17 protein-coding genes are annotated in these 20,180 nt (G+C 60.1%); 11 read left to right on the plus strand and 6 right to left on the minus strand.

All coding sequences use genetic code 11. From position 1 onward, the window contains the following. Window positions 1–148: 148 nt before the first annotated feature. Window positions 149–1,165 carry a LacI family DNA-binding transcriptional regulator gene (locus LT42_RS16205; protein ID WP_037015054.1) on the plus strand — a complete coding sequence of 339 codons (1,017 nt, stop codon included), beginning with the start codon at window positions 149–151 and terminating at the stop codon, window positions 1,163–1,165. Window positions 1,166–1,540: 375 nt separating this feature from the next. Here the strand turns inward: LT42_RS16205 and LT42_RS16215 are convergent, their stop codons facing one another. The 6 genes from LT42_RS16215 to LT42_RS16240 all read right to left on the minus strand — a co-directional run bounded on the left by LT42_RS16215 (window position 1,541) and on the right by LT42_RS16240 (window position 8,770). After that, window positions 1,541–2,278, minus strand: a complete 738-nt coding sequence (locus tag LT42_RS16215) for an SDR family oxidoreductase (protein WP_037015061.1) — start codon at window positions 2,276–2,278, stop codon at window positions 1,541–1,543. A gap of 2 nt (window positions 2,279–2,280) precedes the next feature. Next, window positions 2,281–3,813 (minus strand): FGGY-family carbohydrate kinase, encoded by a 1,533-nt coding sequence (locus tag LT42_RS16220; RefSeq protein ID WP_037015064.1) that lies wholly within the window; start codon window positions 3,811–3,813, stop codon window positions 2,281–2,283. A 139-nt stretch (window positions 3,814–3,952) separates the two neighbouring features. After that, entirely contained in the window at window positions 3,953–5,041 is a 1,089-nt protein-coding gene (locus LT42_RS16225) for an alcohol dehydrogenase catalytic domain-containing protein (protein ID WP_037015067.1), read from the minus strand. 211 nt (window positions 5,042–5,252) lie between these two features. Next, window positions 5,253–6,212 (minus strand): ABC transporter permease subunit, encoded by a 960-nt coding sequence (locus tag LT42_RS16230; protein WP_052075302.1) that lies wholly within the window; start codon window positions 6,210–6,212, stop codon window positions 5,253–5,255. Window positions 6,213–6,216: 4 nt separating this feature from the next. Further along, window positions 6,217–7,728: a sugar ABC transporter ATP-binding protein gene (locus LT42_RS16235; RefSeq protein WP_037015073.1), complete on the minus strand. Its 1,512-nt coding sequence runs from the start codon at window positions 7,726–7,728 to the stop codon at window positions 6,217–6,219. A 94-nt stretch (window positions 7,729–7,822) separates the two neighbouring features. Continuing rightward, window positions 7,823–8,770 (minus strand): substrate-binding domain-containing protein, encoded by a 948-nt coding sequence (locus LT42_RS16240; protein WP_052075303.1) that lies wholly within the window; start codon window positions 8,768–8,770, stop codon window positions 7,823–7,825. 509 nt (window positions 8,771–9,279) lie between these two features. Here LT42_RS16240 and LT42_RS16245 point away from each other — a divergent pair. The 10 genes from LT42_RS16245 (at window position 9,280) to LT42_RS16290 (ending at window position 20,160) form a co-directional block, all read left to right on the plus strand. Then, window positions 9,280–10,536, plus strand: a complete 1,257-nt coding sequence (locus LT42_RS16245; protein WP_037015075.1) for an OprD family porin — start codon at window positions 9,280–9,282, stop codon at window positions 10,534–10,536. A 473-nt stretch (window positions 10,537–11,009) separates the two neighbouring features. Further along, on the plus strand, window positions 11,010–11,834 hold the full coding sequence (locus LT42_RS16250) for an NAD-dependent epimerase/dehydratase family protein (protein WP_037015078.1): 825 nt from the start codon (window positions 11,010–11,012) through the stop codon (window positions 11,832–11,834). Window positions 11,835–11,899: 65 nt separating this feature from the next. Then, window positions 11,900–12,787 carry a glucurono-1,5-lactonase gene (locus tag LT42_RS16255; protein WP_037015081.1) on the plus strand — a complete coding sequence of 296 codons (888 nt, stop codon included), beginning with the start codon at window positions 11,900–11,902 and terminating at the stop codon, window positions 12,785–12,787. Between the two features lie 77 nt (window positions 12,788–12,864). After that, the gene (locus LT42_RS16260; protein WP_037015084.1) at window positions 12,865–13,848 is read left to right on the plus strand and encodes a TRAP transporter substrate-binding protein; all 984 of its coding nucleotides are present in this window, start codon (window positions 12,865–12,867) and stop codon (window positions 13,846–13,848) included. Window positions 13,849–13,911: 63 nt separating this feature from the next. Beyond that, complete coding sequence (locus LT42_RS16265; RefSeq protein WP_037015087.1) at window positions 13,912–14,439, plus strand: TRAP transporter small permease; 528 nt, start codon at window positions 13,912–13,914, stop codon at window positions 14,437–14,439. Further along, complete coding sequence (locus LT42_RS16270; RefSeq protein ID WP_037015089.1) at window positions 14,439–15,719, plus strand: TRAP transporter large permease; 1,281 nt, start codon at window positions 14,439–14,441, stop codon at window positions 15,717–15,719. The genes LT42_RS16265 and LT42_RS16270 overlap by 1 nt, the downstream gene beginning before the upstream one ends. Before the next feature lie 666 nt (window positions 15,720–16,385). After that, entirely contained in the window at window positions 16,386–17,297 is a 912-nt protein-coding gene (locus tag LT42_RS16275; protein WP_037015092.1) for a TauD/TfdA dioxygenase family protein, read from the plus strand. A 37-nt stretch (window positions 17,298–17,334) separates the two neighbouring features. Beyond that, window positions 17,335–18,450 carry an ABC transporter substrate-binding protein gene (locus LT42_RS16280; protein WP_037015095.1) on the plus strand — a complete coding sequence of 372 codons (1,116 nt, stop codon included), beginning with the start codon at window positions 17,335–17,337 and terminating at the stop codon, window positions 18,448–18,450. A gap of 4 nt (window positions 18,451–18,454) precedes the next feature. Beyond that, window positions 18,455–19,375 (plus strand): ABC transporter permease, encoded by a 921-nt coding sequence (locus LT42_RS16285; protein ID WP_037015098.1) that lies wholly within the window; start codon window positions 18,455–18,457, stop codon window positions 19,373–19,375. After that, window positions 19,372–20,160 (plus strand): ABC transporter permease, encoded by a 789-nt coding sequence (locus tag LT42_RS16290; RefSeq protein WP_037015101.1) that lies wholly within the window; start codon window positions 19,372–19,374, stop codon window positions 20,158–20,160. Before LT42_RS16285 ends, LT42_RS16290 begins: the two co-directional genes overlap by 4 nt. Window positions 20,161–20,180: the final 20 nt, after the last annotated feature.

Raw genomic sequence — 20,180 nt, forward strand, 5'->3', positions numbered from 1 at the left:
AGAGGCGTCTGAAAATAAACGCCCTGGTTTCGCTCCTCAGCCGGGGTTGCGCGTCCCTTTCGCACCCTCCATCGTGCTAGCCTTGGCACTCTTTGGAGGGATGCGACTGCCCCGCAGGTTGTCCCGTATTTCAGGCAGCCAATCGCCCATGAGCAAGAAAACCCCTGTCACCATTTCCGACATCGCCCGTCGCGTAAACATGACGCCCGTCACTGTTTCCCGTGCGCTGAACAAGCCTGACCTGGTCAAGCCCGCCACACTGGCGCGCATTCTTGAAGTGGCGCAGGAACTCGATTACGTCCCCAACGCTTTTGCCCGCAGTCTCAAGCGCAGCGAAAGCATGATCATCGGTGTGATCACGGCGTCGGTGGATAACCCGTTCTACAGCGAGATGATCAAAGCCATTTCCCGCGAGGCAAAGAAACGCGGTTACACCATCATGCTGGTGGACACCGACGGTTCGGAAGAACTCGAAGCCAAGGCGGTCGACACGCTGCTCAGTTATCGCGTTGCCGGCATCGTGTTGTCGCCGGTATCGGACGAGCCGGCCTATCAACCGGCGTACCTCAGTCGCCTCAGCAACGGCGACATCCCCGTCGTACAACTGGACCGGGCGCTGCCTGACAGCCCGTTCAGCCACGTGGTTCTGGACAACTACCACAGTGGCGTCAAAGGCGCGCGCTACCTGCTGGCGCAAAGCCCGGATATGCAGCGCATGCTGGTGCTGACCGGCCCCGCGCGCTCGCGGATTTCCGAGGAACGACTCAAGGGCGTTAAAGCGGCCATCGCAGAGAGCGGCAAGCCTGTGCAGCTGGACGTGTTTGCAGGTGATTACACGCTGGAGCCGTCGCATCAGAGCACGCTGGATTACCTGCACGATCATCCGATCCCCGAGGCGATTTTCGGCTTCAATCAACTCATCACCCTGGGCGCCATGAAGGCATTGCGTGATCGCAATATCGCCCATGACAGCGTGGCCATTTGCGGCATCGACCGATTGCCGTTCGCCGACATCTTCGGCATCCCGATCGCCTGCATCGCCCACGACGCGTCACTGGCCGGCAGCAGCGCCGTGAAGATGCTGCTGGAGCGAATCGGGGATCGCCATGTGCCGAAGGCGCGGATTGTGATTGTTGGGGAGTTGGAGAATGGCGTCGGGGTGTAATAGGTCATCGGCCATCGCCGATCCAACCGGTAAATCAGCGCCCTATCCGAATCGACTCGGTACCTTGTAGGAGCGCGCTTGCCCGCGAACGCGGTGTATCAGATACCAATATGTTGCCTGACACACCGCGTTCGCGGGCAAGCGCGCTCCTACAGGTTTTGCGTTGTCGGCAGATTCACGTTGATTGGCAAATGTGCGTTGGTCAGCGGATTGGCGTTAATCGGCAAATGTGTGTTGGTCAGCGGATTCGCGTTAATCGGCAAATGTGCGGTGGTCAGCGGATTCGCGTTAATCGGCAAATGTGCGTTGGTCAGCGGATTCGCGTTAATGGGCAGATTCGCGTTTGTTCGCCACCTTTGTAGCGCACCCAAATCGTCAACGGCTCGTGTATCCCCCATCAATCGGCAGCGACACGCCGCTGATCATCGAGGCCGCACTGCTCAGCAGGAACAGGATGGGTGCGGCGACCTCGGCGGTTTCGGCGAAGCGCCCCAAGGGTATGGCCGCCAGCGCGGGGTCGCGTTTGCTGGGCTCGCCCCACGCCATTTGCGCCATGGGCGTCAGCGTGACGGTCGGGTTTACGCTGTTGACGCGAATCCCGTGCCGGCCCCATTCACCGCATTGCACACGAGTCATGGCATCCATCGCGCCTTTCGACGCGCAATAGCTCAAATGATCATCCAGCGCCACCAGCGACGCCTGACTCGACACATTGACGATGGCGCCGGGCACGCCATCGGCAATCATCTTGTTCGCCAATGCGCCGGCGATCATTGCTGCCGCTCGGACATTGATCGCCATGACCTGATCGAACGCGTCAGCACTTACCTGGGTGGCAGGCTCCAGAATGGAAATGCCCGCGCAGTTGACCAGCCCGTGCATCGCGGGCAGCGACGCCAGCAACGCAGCCAAATGCTGAGAATCCGCGACGTCCACTTGCAACGTCTGGCACCCCTGGGTGGCCAATTTGTCGAGGGCAGAGGGATCACGGCCCATGGCGTAAACCTCGGCGCCACTGTTGAGCAATTGCTGCACCACCTCCCAGCCGATACCGCTGGTGGCGCCAGTGACCAGAATCCGCTGGCCGGTGAAATCGAATCGGGCAGTATTCACAGTCAGGCTTCCTGCAAGCGATGCATGATGGGTTTGAGCGCCGGGTACAACGCGACATAGTCAGCGAACAGGCGCGAATACAACTCGACGTTCCGGGCTTGGGGTTCGGCTCGGCGCTCCAGTTGCACCCAGCCCTTGTGCACCTGTGCTTCGTCTACCAGACCGACCGCATGCGCCGCCAGCAGGGCAGCACCCAGCGCCGCTTCGACTTCCTGCACGATGGTGTATACCGGGAAGTTGGTGACGTCGGCGATGATCTGCATCCACAAGTCCGAGTGGCTGGCGCCGCCGACGACGATCAGCCGCGGGTCCAGAGACTGCGCGCCACGGGTCCCCGCTTCGATGTTGTGCCGCAACGCGAAAGTGACGCCCTCAAGGACCGCGCGATAAAGATGAATGCGGCTGTGATACAGGCTCAGGCCGACAAAACTGCCGCTCGCCTTTGCATCCCATACCGGGCTGCGCTCGCCCATCAGGTACGGCTGAAACAACACGCCGTCACTGCCGGCGGGAATCTTCATTGCCGCGCGTTCGAGAATGACGTGGCTGTCTTCGCCACTCTCACGCCCCTGCTGCTCTTCCGCCTGGCAGAACTGCTCGCGAAACCAGCTGACCGAGGCACCAGCGGTGATCGCGCCGCCAAAGATGTAGAGGTCTTTGGCGCCGTTGAACACGTGGGGAAAGCTGACCAGACCGTGACGCGCATCCACCTGTTGGTTGAGATACCCCCAGCACATGCTGGTGCCAATCATCGCCACATGGTTGCCGGCCTGAGTGACGCCTGCCGCAAAAGTGGCCATGGCCGCATCGACACCGCCGCCAAGCAGCGGCGTACCGGTTGCCAGCCCGAGACGATCGGCCCATTCGGGCAACAGACCGCCGACAACGTCACCGGAGTGCACCAGCCGCTCAGGCATCATCGACGCCGGTATGCCCAAGGCATCGAGCATCTCTGCCGACCAGCCCCGCGCTTTGACGTCGTAGATCCCGCCAATATTGCCGGCGGAGCTGTGGTCCACCGCGATCTCGCCGGTCAGACAAAAATTAATGTAGCTGTTGGGCGGCAGCAGGTAACGCGTGTCGGCCCAGACCTGCGGCTGGTTGTCCTTCAGCCAGAGCATTTTGGTGAAGCCGTAATAGCTGTCGACCCCGTTGCCGGTGATCGCGTGCAAGCGCTCAAGGTCAGCGTGTTCGTTGACCCACTCAACCTGTGCCTCGGCGCGCCGGTCCATCCAGATCAGGCACGGGTACAACGGCTTGATCTGTGCGTCGACCGCAATCCCCGAGCCGCCATACAGACTGCTGACGCACATCGATTTAACGCTGTCTTTGGGCACGTCGCTTTTGCGCATGCAGGCAGCCACGCAGATTTCCACGGCGTCGAGCCAGACCTGAGGCCATTGCTCCGCCCAGCGCGGTTTGGGCGTATCGACCTTATAACTGTGGCTATGCTGCGCGACGATCCGGCCCTGCGCATCGACCAACAGCGCCTTGGTGCTTTGGGTGCCGATGTCGACACCGATGACGTAATCCATCCGGGTGCGCTCTTGTTGTTATGTGACAAATGAAGGGCTCAAACGGCAGGAGCGCGCTTGCCCGCGAATCGCGTTGTTTCAGACGGTTATGCTGCCCCTGATACACCGCCATCGCCGGCCAGCGCGCTCCTCCAGATGGTCAATTATTGACGGGCTTGAGCAGGACCTTGATCGACTTGGTCGAATCGGCCAGCGCAAACGCTTCGGCATAGTCATCCAGACCAAAATCATGGGTCACGATGCCTTCGGAGGTCACAAGACCGCGCTCGAACAGGTCAATGGCGATGGGGTAGCAATAAGGGCCCAGGTGAGCCCCGCGCACGTCGAGTTCCTTGCGGTCGCCAATGATCGACCAGTCAGCGCTGGTCTCGGCACCGAATACGCTGAACTCGACGAAGCGGCCCAGCTTGCGGATCAGGTCCAGGCCCTGGGTGACGCCGATCGGCACGCCGGTGGTTTCGATGTAAACGTCACAGCCGTAGCCATCGGTCAGGCCATTGATGATCTCTCTGGCGTTGTCGCGGCTGGGGTTGATGACCACATCGGCGCCGAACTTCTTCGCCAGTTCGAGACGCTCGTCGACCATGTCGATGACCACCAGCTTCTTCGGTGTTTTCAACGCAGCGACTTGCACCATGCACAGGCCCAGCGTGCCGGCGCCGGCGATTACCAGTACGTCGTCGAGCTGAACATCACCCCGATTAACCGTGTGAATCGAGCAGGCCATAGGTTCGATCAGCGCTGAGTCTTCCAGCGAAACCGACTCTGGAATGTGATGAACGATGGCCGTTTTCGGAATGCGCATGTACTGCGCCATGCCGCCCTCGGCGACGTCTTTCTGAAAGCCGAAGATGTTGTGGACTTCGCACATCCAGTACTTGCCGGATTTGCAGAATTTGCACTTCTCGCAGGGCACGATCTGTTCGGCGATGACTTTGTCGCCGACCTTTACCCCGAAGTGCTCTTCAGCGCCCTCGCCCACCGAGTCCACGTAGCCGAAAAACTCATGGCCCGGCACGACGGGTGCTTTGACCCAAGGGCTTTCGCCACCCCAGAACATTGCAGCGCCTGAATGACACTTGCAGTCACTGGCGCAGATCCCGCAGGCGCCGATGCGGATGACCAGTTCGTTGGCACGCGCCACCGGTTTGCTGATCTGCTCCAGACGGTAGTCTTTCGGCGCATGGCAGACGACGGCTTGCATGGTGTTTGTAGTGTTTTGTTCCATGTCGGTTCACCTGTTTTGGGTAAGTGATGATTACGGCCACTTGGGAGTGGGAGAACTGTAGGAGCCGGCTTGCTGGCGAATGAGGCCGCTCGGACAAATCCGCTGCGACTGACCCACCGCGTTCGCCAGCAAGCCGGCTCCTGTGGGCGTCAGCTTGGGGCAAATCGCAACGCTCCCTCTCGCACGACCGCAGCCTGTTCAATGCATCCGGTTATTTATGCCGCTGCCGACTGATAAAGATCGCCAGCAAGATGATTCCGCCCTTGATCACGCTCTGCACATAGGGCGAGACGCCGAGCATGTTCAGCCCGTTGTTGAGCACGCCCAACAGCATCGCGCCCACCAGCGTGCCAACGATCACGCCGCGACCGCCGGCAATCGACGCGCCGCCCAGCACAACCGCCGCGATTGCGTCGAGCTCGAAGCCAACGCCCGCGTTCGGTTGCCCGCTCATCAGCCGTGACGACAACACTAGTCCGGCAATCGCTGCCGTCAGCCCGCTGATCGAGTACACCAGCAGCTTGAACCGCGAGGCGCGCACGCCGGACAGGCGCACGGCTTCTTCGTTACCACCGATGGCATAAACGTAGCGGCCGACGCGGGTGTGCTGCAGCAGTACCCAGGCGAAAAAGTACGTCGCCAGCATGATCAGAATAGGCACCTGAATGCCAAACAGCGTGCCGCGCCCGAACCAGGCGAACCAGTCGGGCATCCCGGAAATCGGATAGCCGTCGGTGTACATCAGGCCAAGCCCGCGGGCGATGCCCATGGTCGCCAGGGTCACGATGATCGGCGGCATCTTCAGGTACGCGACAAAGATCCCGTTGCCGACGCCAAAGCCCACGCCAATCAGCAACCCGATGAGAATCGCAATCGGTGGCGGTACACCCGCCACCATCAGCCCGGTGGTCAACGTGCCGGACAACGCCATCACCGGCCCGACGGACAAATCGATACCGCCGGTGAGAATCACGCACGTCATGCCCACCGCGATAATCGCGTTGATCGACACCTGCCGGGCGATGTTTTCCAGGTTGGCCCCAGTGAGAAACTTGTCGCTGGCAAAGATCATGAAGACCGTCACCACGACCAGGCCCACAAAGGGATAGAACGCTGGCGAGCGGATCAGTTGAGCGAAGTTGAGCTTCATCCGGTTGGGCTGCGCAGTCATGGGTTTAATGGAGGTGTTCACTGTTGGAGCTCCCGGTGGCGTAGCGCATCACTTCCTGCGGATTGATGGCCGAAGCCTCCAGCACATTGACGATAGCGCCCTTGTTGAAAACGGCCACGCGGTCGCACATACCGATGATTTCCGGCAGTTCCGAAGAGATCATGATGATCGCGAAGCCTTGTTCGGTGAGTTTGCGCATCAGGGTGTAGATCTCCGCTTTCGCACCGACGTCGATGCCTCGGGTCGGCTCGTCGAAGATCAGGATGTCGCAGTGATGGTTGATCCAGCGCGCGATCACCACCTTCTGCTGATTACCGCCACTGAGGTTGATAACCCGGCTCTCGCAGCTTGGCGCCTTGATCGACAGCTGCTTCATCAGCTCGCCGGTGGTGGCGTCTTCCTTGTGCCGGTCGAGCAGATGCGCCGTGCCTTCGTACTTGCCCAGGTTGTTCAACGAGATGTTTTCACGAATGCTGAAATCGACGATCAGGCCTTCGCTCTTGCGGCTCTCCGGCAACAGCCCGATGCCGCTGGCGAGCGCCTGTGCCGGATCGTTGAGGTGCGCCGGCTGGCCGCGCAACAACACATCCTTGCTGACCACCGGCAATGCGCCGATCACGCCCAGCGCCAACTCCGTGCGCCCCGACCCTACCAGCCCGGCAAACCCGAGAATCTCGCCCTTGTGCAGATTGAAGCTGTTATGCGGACCGTTACGCGTGAGCTGGATGTCCCGCACTTGCAGCACAATGTCGCCCTGGGCGCGGGACTGCTTGGGTGGAAAGCTGGCCTCAAGACGGCGCCCGACCATCATCTCCACCAAGGTGTCGATGTCGCTGTCAGCAACCGTCAGCGCGCCCACGTTGGCGCCATCGCGGAGCACGCTGATGCGATCGCAGACCTGAAAGATTTCTTCCAGATGGTGGGAGATGAAGATCACTGCCACGCCCTGACTTTTCAGCTCACGCATGATGTCGAACAGCAGCTCGGCTTCGGACGGTGTCAGGGTCGCGGTGGGCTCATCGAGAATCAGCAGACGCGCTTCGAGGGCCAGCGCCTTGGCAATCTCGACGAACTGTTGCTCGGCCACGCTCAAGTGCTGCACCGAGCAATCCAGATTGATCTTCACGCCCAGCCGGTCAAACAACGCGATGGCTTTCTCGCGCATTTCATTTTTACGCAACAGGCCGAAACCGTTGACGATCTCGTGACCGAGGAAGATGTTCTCCACGGCATTGAGATAGGGAATCAGACTGAATTCCTGAAAGACAATCCCGATGCCCGCCGCGATGGCCTCGTTGTACGTCGCGAAATGCTGCTCGGCGCCATCGATCAGAATGCTGCCCTTGTCCTGATGCTCGACGCCGGCAAGGATCTTCATCAGCGTCGATTTGCCCGCTCCGTTTTCGCCGAGCAACGCGTGTATCTCGCCGCGCTCGACCTGCAGGTTGATCGACTTGAGCGCCTGCACGCCGGGGTAGCTTTTACAGATGTTTTCCAATTGCAGAAGGCAGCTCATGCGCACCTCGTCGCAGCACTAGCACTGCGCAGCCCGGAAGAATCGGTGATGCGCGCCTGACCGGGATGACATCAGGCGAGCGATCTCACGCGCGTTACCAGGTGAAGGTTTTGGCCTTCGCCTGATCCACCAGCAGGATGTCCACCGGGATGGTCGCCGGGACTTGCGAGCCCCACTTCTTGGCGAGCGCCAGGCCCAACGCAAGGCGCACCTGGTCACGCGGGTACTGAGCGGAGGTGGCGATGAACTTGCTGTTGGGCTTCTGGATTTCCTTGACGGCTTCGGGCGCGCCGTCGACGCTGGTCAGCTTGACGTCCATGCCGCTGGATTCGATGGCCGCAAGCGCCCCCAGCGAACCGTTGTCGTTGACGCTGAACAGACCTTTGAGATTGGGCTGGGCCTGAAGCATGTTCTCAGTCACGGTCAGGGCTTGATCACGCTCCTGCTTGCCGTTCTGAATGCTGACGATCTTGATGTCCTTGTACTTGCCCAGCGCTTCCTTGCAACCGCGAACGCGCTCAAGAATCGGCACCACGGCGATGCCGTCGAGAATGCCGACATCGCCCTTGCCGCCGATGTTCTTCGCCAGGTAGTCGCAAGCCTGCACACCGGCGTCGAAGTTTTTCGAGCCGACGAAGGAGTCCAGCGGACCATTGGCCTGGGCGTCAACCGCAACCACCACGACGCCTTTGTCATGAGCCTGCTGCACGGCGGACTGCACGCCTACCGAGTCGGTGGGGTTGATGATCAGGATATCGATGCCCTTCTGCAGCATGTCTTCGATGTCGCTGATCTGCTTGGACACATCGTGACGAGCGTCCGTGACAAGCAACGTTGCGCCGATGCTGGTCGTGGCGTCCTGAAGGGCGTCCTTCATGGTCACGAAATAGGGGTTGTTGATCTCTTGGAACGAAGCGCCGACTTTCAGCGGGCCGGTTTTGGCTGCGTCGGCGGCTTGAACAGTGACAGCGCTGGCGCAGGAAACAGCGACGGCGAGCGTACAGAGAGCGGCGCGAACGCCCTTTTTGAGGCGAATTGTCATGGCGAAAATCCCGTTGTTTTTATTGTTAAAGCGGAAAATGTCATCGTTAACATTTTCGAAATTAGCAGAGAAACCGGGGCCCCGCAATACGAGGATTCGACCGTTGGTAAGCGCGGTGCGGCGACCGTTGGTGAGTTTCCTTACGCGGGCGCGTTGACAGCATAAAGATCTCTGCCGATACTCCGATTCGCGTTGTACGACAACGCATAACCGATAACAAAAATAAAAAGGATGCTCCCATGACGATGACTGTCAGTCGGCGCCTGTCGCGCCGGCAAACACGCCACACCCCTCCCCTTTCTTGCACTCCATTGCCGTCGTCAGCGTCCTTGCGCGCCGCGACGTCAGCCGAACCGCACGCGCGCGACTGATCCAGAGCGTCCGTCCGTTCAGGCAGTGAGCCTCATTCAAAACCGGTGACCCGAGCACCCATGTCCACTTCGTTGGCGTCCCTAAGGCGACCTTCGATGCAGGGCCGTTTTGTCCGCAGAAAGGGAGAACAATAAGAAATGAAGATCCAGACCCATCGTTCGTGGCTGTTGCTTGGCGCTGGCAGCGTCGCGTTCAGCCTGCCGTTGATGAGCCTCGCTGAAGGCTTTATCGATGACACCAAGGCTACGCTGAACCTGCGCAACGCCTATTTCAATCGCAACTTCGTCAACCCGGCGAACCCTCAGAACTACGCCGAAGAATGGACGCAAAACTTCATTCTCGACGTGAAATCCGGATTCACCCAGGGCACCGTCGGCTTCGGCCTCGATGTGCTGGGCATGTACTCCCAGAAGCTCGACGGTGGCAAGGGGACAGGCGGCACGCAGTTGTTGCCGATCCATGACGACGGCCGTCCCGCCGACAACTTCGGTCGCCTGGGCGTGGCGGCGAAAGCACGGGTCTCCAACACGGAGCTGAAGATCGGCGAATGGATGCCGGTGCTGCCGATTCTGCGTTCCGACGATGGTCGTTCGCTGCCGCAAACCTTCCGCGGCGGGCAAATCACTTCCAAGGAAATTGCCGGCCTGACGCTGTACGGCGGCCAGTTCCGGGGCAACAGTCCGCGTAACGATGCGAGCATGGAAGACATGTTCATGAACGGCAAATCTGCCGCGTTCAAATCGGATCGCTTCAACTTCGGCGGTGGCGAATACACCTTCAACGAAAAGCGCACCCAGGTCGGCCTCTGGTACGCACAGCTTGAGGACGTGTACCAGCAGGAGTTCCTGAACTTCATTCACAAGCAACCGATTGGCGACTGGACCGTCGGCGCGAACCTGGGCTACTTCATCGGCAAGGAAGACGGCAACAAGCTGGCCGGCGAACTGGACAACAAAACCGCTTACGCGATGCTGTCGGCCAACTACAAAGGCAACACCGTCTACCTTGGCCTGCAAAAGGTTTACGGCGATGACCAGTGGATGCGGGTCAATGGCACAAGTGGCGGCACACTGGCGAACGACAGCTACAACTCAAGCTACGACAACGCCAAGGAACGCTCCTGGCAGCTGCGTCACGACCTTGACTTCGCGATATTCGGCGTCCCCGGCCTGACGCTGATGAACCGCTACATCAGTGGCGATAACGTACACACCGGCACCGTGACCGACGGTAAGGAATGGGGACGTGAATCCGAACTGGCTTATACCGTCCAGAGCGGTACGTTCAAAAGCCTGAACGTGCGGTGGCGCAACTCGTCGATGCGACGCGATTACAGCACCAACGAGTTCGACGAAAACCGCGTGTTCATCAGCTATCCGATCTCGCTGATGTAAGAGGCCGAAACGCCGTCGCGCGCTGTCAGTGGGACCGGGTTTAGCCGGGAAAGCGTCGGGCATCACGTCGCAAACGTGATGCGCTTGAACTGGCCCCTTCCCGGCTGAAGCCGGTCCCACTGGCGTACTGAGTGCGGTCAGTGGGACCGGTTTTAGCCGGGAAAGCGTCGGGCATCACGCCGCAAAAGTGATGTGCTTAAACTGGCCCCTTCCCGGCTGAAGCCGGTCCCACTGGCGTACTGAGTGCGGTCAGTGGGATTGGCTTTAGCCGGAAAGGGCCGGGCGTCACGTCGCAAAAAGGAAGGGTATTTCGCCACGACTTGCTGCACCGGGGCGGCGATTTAATACAGGGCCCTGAGGGGCTTACACCTTCGTCGCGTTGACAAAATTTGCGGGCCCTGTTGATAATCCCGCAAACGTCATACGACAACCGATGACACCATAAAAACAACATCAGAATCAGGGTTTCCACGATGACTGAATTCAACGCTCAGGCGCCGCTCAATCGCATTTTGCTGACGGGCGCTGCCGGCGGTCTCGGTAAAGTCCTGCGCGAAAGCCTGCGCCCCTTCGCCAGAACCTTGCGTCTTTCCGATATCGCCGCTATCTCCCCAGAAGCACGTCCCCACGAAGAAATTCAGCTCTGCGATCTGGCCGACAAACAAGCGGTCCACGACCTGGTCGAGGGCGTCGATGCCATCGTGCATTTTGGTGGCGTGTCGGTGGAGCGGCCTTTTGAAGAAATCCTGGGCCCCAACATCTGCGGCATCTTCCATATCTACGAGGCCGCGCGCCGGCATGGTGTGAAGCGGGTGATCTTCGCCAGCTCCAACCATGTCATCGGTTTCTATCGTCAGGATGAAGTCATAGACGCCAGCGCCATGCGTCGACCGGACAGCTACTACGGCCTGTCGAAGTCCTACGGCGAGGACATGGCCAGCTTCTACTTCGATCGCTACGGCATCGAGACCGTCAGCATCCGCATTGGCTCCTCGTTCCCCGAAGCACAAAACCGTCGCATGCTTGCCAGTTGGCTGAGCTATGACGACCTGACGCAGCTGATCGAGCGCGGCCTGTTCACGCCGAACGTCGGCCACACCATCGTGTACGGCGCGTCCGACAACAGCAAAGTGTGGTGGGACAACCGGTTGGCCAACCACTTGGGCTATCAGCCCAAAGATAGCTCCGAGCAGTTCCGCAGCAAAGTCGAAGCGCAGCCACTGCCGCCGTCCGACGACCCTGCAATGGTTTATCAGGGCGGTGCGTTCGTGGCGTCAGGTCCGTTTGGCGACGAGTAAGGTTCTACGATGACTAGGCTGACTGCGAGGTTGGCCCTCAATAACAAAATCACGGAATGATCGTCATGGCTGCTGAGCTGATTCTCGATGCACGCAACGCGACCGGAGAATCCCCGGTCTGGAACGCACAGGAACAGGCACTTTACTGGGTCGATATTCCGGCCCGTCGCCTGCACCGCTGGAGCCCGCAGGACTTATCGACAACGAGCTGGGAAGCGCCGGAGATGCTCGCCTGCATCGCCTGCTACGGCGACGGCAGCTGGCTGGCCGGCATGGAGAGCGGCCTGTTCCGTATTCAGCCGCAGAACAACGGCACACTGGCCACCGAGCTGCTCAGCAGCGTCCCGCATGCCACCGAGACCATGCGCTTCAACGACGGCCGCTGTGACCGCCAGGGCCGTTTCTGGGCCGGCACCATGTTGATGGACATGTCCAGGGCCGCGACAGTGGGTTCTGTCTATCGCTACAGCGCCGGCCAGACCGAGCCGCTCACCGCGCAGCTCACCGACATGATCGTGCCCAACGGCCTGGGCTTCAGCCCGGATGGCAAGATCATGTACCTCTCGGACTCGCACCCATCGGTGCAGAAGATCTGGGCCTTCGATTACGACACTGACACCGGTACGCCGCACAATCGCCGCCTGTTTGTCGACATGACTCAATACCCTGGGCGACCAGATGGCGCAGCAGTGGACGCCGACGGCTGCTACTGGATCTGCGGCAACGACGAAGGCCTGATTCACCGCTTCACCCCCGAGGGCAAGCTCGATCGTTCCCTCGCGGTACCGGTGAAGAAGCCGGCCATGTGCGCCTTCGGTGGTGCAAACCTCGACACCCTCTACGTGACCTCGATACGCCCGGGCGGAGACATCAGCGACCAGCCGCTGGCCGGTGGCGTGTTCGCTTTGCAGCCGGGTGTCCAGGGTCTTGAAGAACCTTTGTTCAAGGGCTGAGCCACAGGCTTGGCCCGCTACGACGCAACGCCGCTGTACCGATCTATCTGAAAACAATAACAACACCGGAGACATCCATGGACTTCAAACGCAAGTTGCTCCTCGCCGCACTCCCTTTGGCGCTGTGCCTCTCAAACACAGCGCTGGCGGAAATCAAAATCAAGTTCGCTGAAGTACACCCCAAAGGTTATCCGCCCGTCGTCGCTGAAGAGGAAATGGGCAAAAAGCTCGAGACGCAAAGCAAAGGCGAGTTCAGCTTCAAAATGTTCGCCGGCGGTGTGTTGGGTTCCGAGAAGGAGGTCGTTGAGCAACTCCAGTCCGGCGCCATCCAGATGACCCGCGTCAGCCTCGGCATCGTCGGTCCGGTGGTACCGGAAGTGAACGCGTTCAACCTGCCATTCGTATTCCGTGACCATGCTCACATGCGCAAAATCATCGACGGCGAGATCGGCCAGGAGATGCTGGACAAGATCACCAACTCCGACTACAACCTGGTCGCCCTGGCCTGGATGGACGGCGGCACGCGCAACCTTTACACCAAAAAACCTGTGCGTGACATCGCTGACCTCAAGGGCATGAAGATTCGCGTCCAGGGCAACCCGGTGTTCATCGACACCATCAACGCGATGGGCGGCAACGGCATTGCCATGGCCACCGGTGAGATTTTCAGTGCTCTGCAAACAGGGGTCATCGACGGCGCTGAAAACAACATGCCGACGCTGCTCGAGCATAACCACTATCAGAACGCCAAGTTTTACACCCTCACCGAGCATTTGATCCTGCCTGAGCCTGTCGTGATGTCGAAAACGACCTGGACCAAGCTGAGCCCCGAGCAACAAGCGCTGGTGAAAAAGCTGGCCGTCGAGGCTCAAGCCGAAGAGCGCGTCCTGTGGGACGAGAAATCCGCCGACAGCGAGGCAAAACTCAAGGCTGCCGGAGTGGAGTTCATCACGCTCACACCTGCCCAGAAGAAAGCCTTTTACGACGCTACAGCAAGCGTACGCGCTCAATACGGCGCGCCTTATGCCGACCTGATCAAACGCATCGAAGCCGTTCAATAAGTCCTTCAGCCCGATAGCACTGCGGTGGCGGCCCTGCCCGCCCACCGCCGTTGTGGTGAGCCTATGAAAAACACGATTCTGCGCTTCAATGACGCACTGTATCGCCTCTGCATCGGGATCGCGGGCCTGTCGATGCTGACGATGTCGCTGATCATCCCGTGGGGCATCTTCGCCCGCTACGTACTGGGATCCGGCTCAAGCTGGCCGGAACCGACCGCCATCCTGCTGATGGTGGTGTTTACCTTCTTCGGTGCCGCTGCGAGTTACCGCGCCGGCGCGCACATGGCCGTGAACATGGCCACTGAGCGAATGCCTGCTGCGCTGCGTAGCGTGCTGGCGGTGGTCGTGCAACTCCTGATGGCGGTGGTGTGCCTGTTCATGATCACAAAAGGCATGAAATTGTGCATGACCACCTGGAACCAGTTTCTCGGCGAAATGCCGTCGCTACGGGTGGGCATCTCTTATTTGCCGATACCGTTGGGCGGCGTGCTTACGCTGATCTTCGTATTGGAAAAGCTGTTTCTGGGTGACCAGAGCCATCGTCGGGTGGTGAGTTACGAAGTGATCGAATCAAGCGAAGAGGCAGCATGATGGACGCATTTATTCTGTTGGGCAGCTTCGTCGCGCTGATCTTGATCGGCATGCCCGTGGCCTACGCTCTTGGGCTGTCGGCACTGATCGGCGCGTGGTGGATCGAGATTCCGTTCGACGCGCTGATGATTCAGGTCGCAGGCGGCGTGAACAAGTTCTCGTTGCTGGCGATCCCGTTCTTCGTTCTGGCCGGCGCGATCATGGCCGAGGGCGGCATGTCGCGGCGACTCGTGGCATTTGCCGGCGTGCTGGTGGGCTTCGTGCGCGGTGGCCTGTCGCTGGTGAACATCGTCGCTTCGACCTTCTTCGGTGCCATTTCCGGGTCTTCGGTGGCTGACACGGCATCGGTGGGTTCGGTGCTGATTCCGGAGATGGAGCGCAATGGCTACCCGCGGGATTTCTCTACGGCGGTCACCGTCAGCGGTTCGGTGCAGGCCTTGCTCACGCCCCCCAGTCACAACTCGGTGCTTTACTCGCTGGCGGCCGGCGGTACGGTGTCCATCGCCTCGCTGTTCATGGCGGGCATCATGCCGGGGCTGTTGCTCAGCGCCGTGATGATGGGCCTGTGCATGATCTTCGCCCGCAAGCGTAATTACCCGAAAGGCGAAGTCATCCCGCTGCGCAAGGCGCTGAAAATCGCTGGCGAAGCGCTCTGGGGCATGATGGCGATGGTGATCATTCTCGGCGGCATCCTCTCGGGCGTGTTCACGGCCACAGAGTCTGCAGCGATTGCCGTGCTGTGGGCATTCTTCGTCACCATGTTCATTTACCGCGATTACAAATGGCGCGACCTGCCCAAGCTGATGCACCGGGCCGTACGCACCGTTTCAATCGTCATGATCCTGATCGGTTTCGCCGCCAGCTTCGGTTACATCCTGACGCTGATGGAAATCCCGATGAAGATCACCACGGCGTTTCTGACCCTGTCGGATAACCGTTACGTGATCCTGATGTGCATCAACATTATGCTGCTGTTGCTCGGCACGGTGATGGACATGGCGCCGCTGATCCTCATCCTGACGCCGATCCTGCTGCCAGTGATCGTCGGCATCGGTGTAGACCCGGTGCACTTCGGGATGATCATGCTGGTCAACCTGGGGATCGGCTTGATCACGCCACCGGTGGGGGCCGTACTGTTCGTGGGGGCCGCGGTGGGCAAGGTCACCATCGAAGCCACCGTGAAAGCGCTGCTGCCGTTCTATGTGGCGCTGTTCATGGTGCTGATGGCAGTGACCTATATCCCTGCGATCTCGCTGTGGCTGCCGAGTGTGGTGCTGTAACGGCTGAGCAAGACCTCACGCGGTGAGCTGAATCAAAAGCCCTCTTCTCGAGGGCTTTTTTTTGGGTCGCTAAATGCAGAACGTTCCACGACCGCCTCGAATCTCAAACCTACAGTCGCGATGCGTTGTAGGCGCGCGCTTGCCCGCGAAAGACGATCTTCCCACGGCGCATCTGTCGCCTGGCTCAACGCCTTCGCGGGCAAGCGCGCTCCTACAACGGCATGGAGGCCTTGCCGCAATGCATTCGTGGCCTGGCACAGCGTTCGCCAGCAAGCCGGCTCCTACAGATTTTGCGCACGCCGAAGGTCGGCGGTGTTAGCCGGATCGCCGGACTTTGCTTACGCGAAACTTTGCCGGTGTTTTACCGATCACCTGTAGGAGCGCGCTTGCCCGCGAAGACGATCTTGCTGCAACGCATTCGTGGCCTGGTCCACCGCGTTCGCCAGCAAGTCGGCTCCTACAGATTTGCATACGCATCAGCGGCTTGGGAATGTTTGCTGGGCGTGCGGCTGGGAGGCAAGACGTTAAACACTCATAACAACTACATATCGACATAACCAATACGCATAAACACTTCTTCTATATTTATGCCAAATAGTGATTAGCGGACTGCTGATTTATATCTTTATGATCTGAGCCACCACAACCCAAACCGAGGTTCAGGACATGGCGATTCAGATCAAACCCGTCGCGGGTAAAATTGGTGCCGAGGTGAGCGGCATCAAACTCTCGGCGGATGTCTCCCCGCAGGATTTCGATTTCATCAACCAGGCGCTGCTTGAACACAAGGTCCTGTTCTTCCGCGAGCAGTTCCTGAGCGACGACGAGCACGAAGGATTTTCTCGCCGTTTTGGCGACCAGGTCCCTCACCCAACGGTTCGCTCCGCTGACAAAAGCAGCGCCATCCTGCACCTGGATGCTAAAGAAACCCGCGCCAACTCTTGGCATACGGACGTGACCTTCGTGGCCAACTATCCGAAAATTTCCATCCTGCGCGGCGTGGTCATCCCACCTTACGGCGGCGACACGGTATGGGCCAACACGGCGGCGGCTTACGCTGACCTGCCTGACAGCCTGAAGACTCTGGCTGATGGCCTTCGTGCGCTGCACACCAACGTCTACGACTATGCCGCCCCTCGTGACACTGGTGAAGCGGGCGTCAAGCGCTACCGCGAGCAGTTCACTGCGCAGATCTACGAAACTGAACATCCGCTCGTGCGCGTGCACCCCGAGACAGGCGAGCGAAGCCTGTTGCTCGGGCATTTCGTCAAACAGATTCAGGGTGTCAGCAGCAACGACTCGAAACAGCTGATCCGCCTGTTTCACGATCGCATCACCCACCCCGACAACACCGTTCGCTGGCGCTGGAGCGAAGGCGATGTGGTGATCTGGGACAACCGCGCCACCCAGCACATCGCCGTCAACGACTACGGCCAGGCCGAGCGCGTCGTGCGCCGTACCACCGTGGCCGGTGACATCCCGATCGGGGTCGATGGCCGCGCGAGCCAGGCCATCAAACCCACCCCCGACACGCTCTCGCCAAAGACCGAAGCCGACAAAAAGCACCTGGCGGCTTGACCCCGCCACATCGCTCACTCTTAAAGGAATAACCGTCATGGCAAACGCCAAGCGAACATCTCTATTCAGCAAAACAAGCGTAGCTACCGCACTGGCGGCGCTGCTGATGATGCCCTTGGCACACGCCGACGTATTGCGCATTGGCGTGGCCAGCGCCGGTGGCGGTGATCCCGTCACCTTCAGCGGCTCGTCGCTGGGTATCGTGCGCAACCAGCAGCTGCTCGAAAAAGCCTTTGCAGGCACGGACACCGAAGTGCAGTGGTTCTTCTTCAAAGGCGCCGGCCCGGCCGTCAACGAAGCACTGTCCAACCAGCAACTGGACTTCGCCTACGAAGGGGACTTGCCTGCTGTCGTCGGCCGATCCAATGGTCTGGACACGAAGTTGCTCGCTGCCATCGGCGTGCGATCAAACGTGTACCTGGCCGTGCCCAAGGGCTCCGACATCAAGACCATCGAAGACCTGAAGGGCAAGAAAGTCGCGGTGTTTCGTGGCACCAATGCGCATCTGGTTTCGATCAAGCTGCTCGCTGACAAAGGCCTGACCGAACGCGACCTGAAGGTCATCAATCTGGACAGCGGCAGCAGTCAGGCAGCGCTCGCCTCCAAAGGCGTTGACGCGGCGTTCGGCGGTCGAGAGCTGTTCAAACTGCGTGACCAGGGGCTGGTCGACATTATCTTCGACAACCCGGATAACAACGTGCGCTATACCCGCCAATGCGCACTGGTGGTCCGCGGCGATTATGAAAAGCAGCACGCCGACAACGTGCAGAAAGTCGTCAACGTGCTGGTCGACGCTGCGCGATGGGAATCCGAATCTGCCAACCGTGACGCGGTGCTCAACGAGTGGGCGAAGACCAATGAGCCGTTGGCGTCGCTGAAGGCTGACTTCGAGCGCCTGGACTTGCGGGACAGCGCCTCGCCACTGGCGGATGGCTTCCTGCGCGGTCGCTATCAGGCCGTCGCTGACCAGGCCAAAGACGAAAAAATGATACGCCGGCCAGTGAGCGTCGAGGGCTGGTTCGACACCCGCTATCTGGACAACGCCCTGAAAGCCAAAGGTCTCGAACATTACTGGACCGCCTATGGCGCAGACGGCAAAACCTCGAATGCGGCAACGGCGTCAACAGACGCTTCTGCCAACAACGGAGGTTAAGCCAATGTCTCGAGCAACCGCTGAAGCGCTTAACCCGGCGCAGCTTCCGGCAAAGCTAATCGCAAAGCCACTGGCGCCGGTCAAACGCCTGCCCAACGCTCCCCTGCGACCAGCTCGACGTGTGGCGACGCGCCTGCCCAATGGCCTCTGGCGAAACCGCGCCACCGACGCCGCGCTGGCGTGGTTGCTGCCGGTCGCATTGCTTGGGCTATGGTATGTGGGCGCCGAGCGCGGCTGGCTGTCCGAGCAAGTGTTGCCACCGCCCGCCTTCGTTTATCAAGCGCTGGCCGATCTGTTTGCCAGCGGCGACTTGTGGTTGAACGCGTCCGCCAGCCTGCAGCGCGTACTCGTCGGGTTTCTGGTCGGATCGTCTCTGGGTATAACGCTGGGCCTGGCGATGGGTTTGTCGAAGACCGTCGAGGATTATCTGTTGCCGACGTTCAACGCCCTCGTACAGATTCCGGTGCTGGGCTGGATGCCGTTTGCACTTTTGCTGTTCGGCATCGGTGAGCCGCTGAAGTACGTATTGATTGCCCACGCGGCGCTGGTCCCGGTCACGCTGTGTACGCTGCAGGCCTTTCATGAGGTGCCAAAGCGTTTGCTGGAGGTCGGCCGCGCGTATGGTTTCAGCCGCCGTCAGATCGTCACTGATATTGTCCTGCCTTCCGCCGTTGCGCCGATTTTCACCGGCTTGCGCCTCGGCTTCACCAAAGCCTGGTTGTCACTGGTCGTGGTTGAGCTGCTGGCTTCCAGTGAAGGGCTGGGTTATCTGATCGCCTACGGCCGGCAACTGTTTCAGCTCGACCTGGTCATGGCCGCCGTGGTGGTGGTCGGCACGATTGGCCTGTTGATCGACCGCGGATTCGAATTCGTCGAGCGGCGCCTCAACCGCGGCCGTCCGAGCAAGACCGGGAGGCTGGCATGAGCACATTGACCATCGCTCAATCCTCCCAATCCCATCGCTATCGAGGCTGGGTCGTGCCGATCATGGCAGTCGCGGTGTGGTGGCTTGCCTCCAGCCAGGGCTGGAGCAGTTCGGGCCTGCTGGTTTCGCCGCAAAAAGTCGCCGTCACTGCCTGGGAGCAGGTCACGTCCGGGCAATTCTGGCGCGCCATTTCCGCCAGCCTGACACGTGACGTGAGCGGATTCGTCATCGGCACCACGCTGGGCTTGCTGCTGGGTTGCCTGCTGGGCCTTTCTCGCCTGTTCGAGCGTTTGGTGGGACCGAGCTTCAATACGTTCAAGCAGATTTCGCTGTTCGCCTGGATCCCGCTGATCTCGGTCTGGTTCGGCCTGGGCGACGTGGCCAAAGTGGTCTTTCTGTCCCTCGCCGCCCTGGTCCCGGTCGTCGTCAATACCTGCGATGGCTTGCGCAGCGTGTCCCCTGCCCTGCTCGAAGTCGCCAGAGTCTACGGTTTCACCCGCTGGCAGACGATTATCGGCGTCATGCTGCCAGCGGCGCTGCCCTCGATCTTCACCGGCATCTACCTGGCGCTGGTGTATTCCTGGCTGGCGACTATCGGCGCGGAATACCTGTTGGTGTCGGGCAGCGGCATCGGCAACACGCTGATCGACGGCAGCGAGCACTTCATGATGGATCTGGTGCTGTTCGGCATGATCGTCATCGGCCTGGTCGGCTGGGCGCTCAACCTTCTGGCGCGCCGCCTCGAGCAACGCATGCAACGGCTGTACGGCATCGCCCCACGCTGACGCCACCTAGGTCCGTCAGC

The organism is Pseudomonas lutea (assembly GCF_000759445.1).
In the GTDB taxonomy this organism is placed as follows: domain Bacteria; phylum Pseudomonadota; class Gammaproteobacteria; order Pseudomonadales; family Pseudomonadaceae; genus Aquipseudomonas; species Aquipseudomonas lutea.

Excerpts from the sequence above, each read along its gene's own strand:
- LT42_RS16205 (WP_037015054.1), top strand. The coding sequence starts at position 149 with ATGAGCAAGAAAACCCCTGTCACCATTTCCGACATCGCCCGTCGCGTA.
- LT42_RS16220 (WP_037015064.1), bottom strand. The coding sequence starts at position 3,813 with ATGGATTACGTCATCGGTGTCGACATCGGCACCCAAAGCACCAAGGCG.
- LT42_RS16225 (WP_037015067.1), bottom strand. The coding sequence starts at position 5,041 with ATGGAACAAAACACTACAAACACCATGCAAGCCGTCGTCTGCCATGCG.
- LT42_RS16230 (WP_052075302.1), bottom strand. The coding sequence starts at position 6,212 with ATGACTGCGCAGCCCAACCGGATGAAGCTCAACTTCGCTCAACTGATC.
- LT42_RS16235 (WP_037015073.1), bottom strand. The coding sequence starts at position 7,728 with ATGAGCTGCCTTCTGCAATTGGAAAACATCTGTAAAAGCTACCCCGGC.
- LT42_RS16240 (WP_052075303.1), bottom strand. The coding sequence starts at position 8,770 with ATGACAATTCGCCTCAAAAAGGGCGTTCGCGCCGCTCTCTGTACGCTC.
- LT42_RS16245 (WP_037015075.1), top strand. The coding sequence starts at position 9,280 with ATGAAGATCCAGACCCATCGTTCGTGGCTGTTGCTTGGCGCTGGCAGC.
- LT42_RS16250 (WP_037015078.1), top strand. The coding sequence starts at position 11,010 with ATGACTGAATTCAACGCTCAGGCGCCGCTCAATCGCATTTTGCTGACG.
- LT42_RS16255 (WP_037015081.1), top strand. The coding sequence starts at position 11,900 with ATGGCTGCTGAGCTGATTCTCGATGCACGCAACGCGACCGGAGAATCC.
- LT42_RS16260 (WP_037015084.1), top strand. The coding sequence starts at position 12,865 with ATGGACTTCAAACGCAAGTTGCTCCTCGCCGCACTCCCTTTGGCGCTG.
- LT42_RS16265 (WP_037015087.1), top strand. The coding sequence starts at position 13,912 with ATGAAAAACACGATTCTGCGCTTCAATGACGCACTGTATCGCCTCTGC.
- LT42_RS16270 (WP_037015089.1), top strand. The coding sequence starts at position 14,439 with ATGGACGCATTTATTCTGTTGGGCAGCTTCGTCGCGCTGATCTTGATC.
- LT42_RS16275 (WP_037015092.1), top strand. The coding sequence starts at position 16,386 with ATGGCGATTCAGATCAAACCCGTCGCGGGTAAAATTGGTGCCGAGGTG.
- LT42_RS16280 (WP_037015095.1), top strand. The coding sequence starts at position 17,335 with ATGGCAAACGCCAAGCGAACATCTCTATTCAGCAAAACAAGCGTAGCT.
- LT42_RS16285 (WP_037015098.1), top strand. The coding sequence starts at position 18,455 with ATGTCTCGAGCAACCGCTGAAGCGCTTAACCCGGCGCAGCTTCCGGCA.
- LT42_RS16290 (WP_037015101.1), top strand. The coding sequence starts at position 19,372 with ATGAGCACATTGACCATCGCTCAATCCTCCCAATCCCATCGCTATCGA.